The sequence below is a fragment of the Polaromonas sp. P1_E1_2 genome, from assembly GCF_056406035.1.
In genome coordinates this window covers 1-2,669 of sequence record NZ_JBFUAZ010000586.1, presented here as the reverse complement: position 1 = coordinate 2,669, position 2,669 = coordinate 1, and the positions used below count along the sequence as shown (strand labels likewise).

Sequence of the window (2,669 nt, the reverse complement as noted above, 5' to 3'; positions counted from 1 at the left end):
GATTTCCTCAATCAACTTGTTGAAGCGGGGGTTGCGTGTGGCGATGCCGCTTTTGAGAAAGGACACTGCATCTTGCTGCGCTACCGCAAGCCGCGTGTTGATCGCGTCATACCGCGAAAGGTCCAGGTCAATCAGTTCATAACTGCCCACGCCCTGGCCTTGCCGGCCCCTGGGCGGCGCCGTCTGCAACAGAACGCCGGGAATGAAGCGCGCCTCGACCAGCAGGAACAGGCAGATCTGCGCTACATGGGTGCCGGTGGTGATGTGCGCCCAGTACTCTTCGCGCTCGGTGTCGAAGGCGTAGGCACGCATCCAGTCATACAGCGCGCCATAGACCTCGCCGAAATCCCAGGGGTTGGCCAGGTTCATCTCGACCAGGCGAACCTCGGTGCYGGGCGAGAGCTGAACCACGTCTTCGCGCACCCTTTCGGCCAGCGCTTTGTTGCGCACGTCGTGCATCAGCTCCAGCCGGTCGACGATCAGGTCTTCATGCTGTGCGATTGAAACTGTCGGCCGCCATTTCTCCCAACGCGAAGCACTCAGGCCCGAATCCAGTTGGGTACCCAGGAAACCCATCACCACTTTCTTCTTCATATTTCTAATGTACTAGCTTTAAAGCTAAGAACTCAAGAAGTATAAGTTTAAAAAACTGGTGAATTTTTGATTAATTGAAAAACTATCAAATGAAATCAATTGCTTAGAGAAATTGGTGATCTCTTTTAAAGAGTTGGCACGCCACCTGCAATGTATATCCCGTCACCACAACGGTGAATGCAAACAAGGACTAGGAACATGGCAAACACACAACTATTTCAAAGCAGCAAAGGCAGTTTCCTGCCAGCTGCCACCATCGCCAACGAGGCTGGTGGTGTCGCTTATGCCTTGGCACCCCGGCATGCTTTGGTGCAATTGGCCGTCACCGGTTGCCTGAACAATGTTTACTACGCAGGCGCTGCCGAGCAATTGGACAAAGTGCTGGAACTGGCTGCGCAGGTTGATGCGGGCTTCGTGGCCAAAACTGCCATCTATGCCCGCGAGCGTGGCCATATGAAAGACATGCCGGCGCTGCTGTTGGCCTCGCTGGCGACCCGCGATGTGGCACTGTTTGCCAAGGCGTTTCCTCGCGTGGTAGACAACGGCAAGATGCTGCGTAACGTGGTGCAAATTCTGCGTAGCGGCCGTGTGGGCCGTAAGTCAATGGGTTCGCGTCCCAAGAAGTTGGTGCAGGCCTGGTTGTGCAATGCAAGCGAGAAGCAGCTGCTGAACGCCAGCGTGGGTAACAGCCCGTCGTTGGCCGACGTCGTGAAGATGGTTCACCCCAAACCGGCTGAGGCCTGGCGCGCCGCGTGGTTTGCCTGGTTGATTGGCCGTGACTTTGACGTGAGCCAGTTGCCCGAGGCGACGCGTGCTTTTGAAGCCTACAAGAAGGACCGCAGCGGTGTGGCGCCCGATGTGCCGTTTCAAATGTTGACAGCCTTGAACCTGACCACCAACCAGTGGACGCAGATTGYAAAGAATGGCTCGTGGCAGATGGTGCGACAGAATCTCAACACCTTTGCGCGCCACGGCGTGTTTGGTACAACCAAGGCTGAAAAGGCCATTGCCGCCAAACTGCGTGACGCGCAGAGTATTGAGAAGGCCCGCGTGTTGCCCTACCAGTTGATGGCTGCCTACAAAGCGACGGATGAAACCGTTCCTCTGCAGGTACGTGAAGCATTGCAAGACGCGATGGAAATCGCGTTGAAGAACGTGCCGGCTTTGGTGGGTAAGGTGGTGGTGTGTCCTGATGTGTCGGGCTCCATGAGCTCGGCGGTGTCCGGACATCGTGGTTCTGCAACCAGTGCGGTGCGTTGTATTGACGTGGCGGCCCTGGTGGCTGCGGCTCTGCTGCGCAAGAACCCGGCAACCATGGTGCTGCCGTTTGAGCAGAAAGTCGTCAACTTGTCGTTGAACCCGCGTGACTCGGTGATGACCAATGCGGAGAAACTGGCTGCCGTGGGCGGTGGCGGAACCAACTGCTCGGCGCCGTTGGCCCTGTTGAACGCCGGTAAGGCCAAGGCAGACTTGGTGGTGCTGGTGTCGGACAACGAGTCGTGGGTGGATAGCAAGCGTGCCGGTGCGACGCAAACCTTGCGTGAGTGGGAAGTGTTCAAGCAACGCAACCCGCAAGCCAGGTTGGTGTGTATCGACATCCAGCCTTACGCCCACACGCAGGCGCTCGAACGGCCTGACATCCTGAACATCGGCGGTTTTACCGATGAGGTGTTCAAGGTACTGGCCTTGTTTGCCGCGGGAGCGTTGGGAGCCGACCACTGGGTCGGATTGATAGACGAGCTGGCTTTGTAAGCCATGACTCGATGTGTTGAGCGTCGTCGCCTGAGGAATGCCGGTGTGATTACATCCAAACTGTTTTTATCACACCAACTGTTAGTCCTCAGGCGGGGGCCTTTTTTAAAGATGGACAAGAGGGTTTTCAAAAGCACGAATGCTGGCGGGATTACATTGGATATAGCCGGTTCGACTCTGGCCATGTGCATCACAGGAAACTGAATGCACATGAAAATCTCACCGATCTTGTCGTGTTTTTGAAAGCTCTTGAAGAGAGAGCAAAAAGTTTTGATTGCCAGCGGCAAATGCGGTTGGAATTACAGCACTGTTAATGCCGAGGT

At 55.9% G+C, this 2,669-nt stretch carries 2 protein-coding genes; one reads left to right on the top strand and one right to left on the bottom strand.

Annotation, left to right across the window (positions count from 1 at the left end; all coding sequences use genetic code 11):
• Nucleotides 1–594 (bottom strand): RNA repair transcriptional activator RtcR family protein (locus tag AC1D1P_RS20300; RefSeq protein WP_477674205.1); only part of this gene is annotated, 594 nt, incomplete at its 3' end.
• A 198-nt stretch (nucleotides 595–792) separates the two neighbouring features.
• Between AC1D1P_RS20300 and AC1D1P_RS20295 the strand changes: the two genes are divergently transcribed.
• On the top strand, nucleotides 793–2,346 hold the full coding sequence (locus tag AC1D1P_RS20295; protein WP_477674204.1) for a vWA domain-containing protein: 1,554 nt from the start codon (nucleotides 793–795) through the stop codon (nucleotides 2,344–2,346).
• The last annotated feature ends 323 nt before the right edge of the window (nucleotides 2,347–2,669 follow it).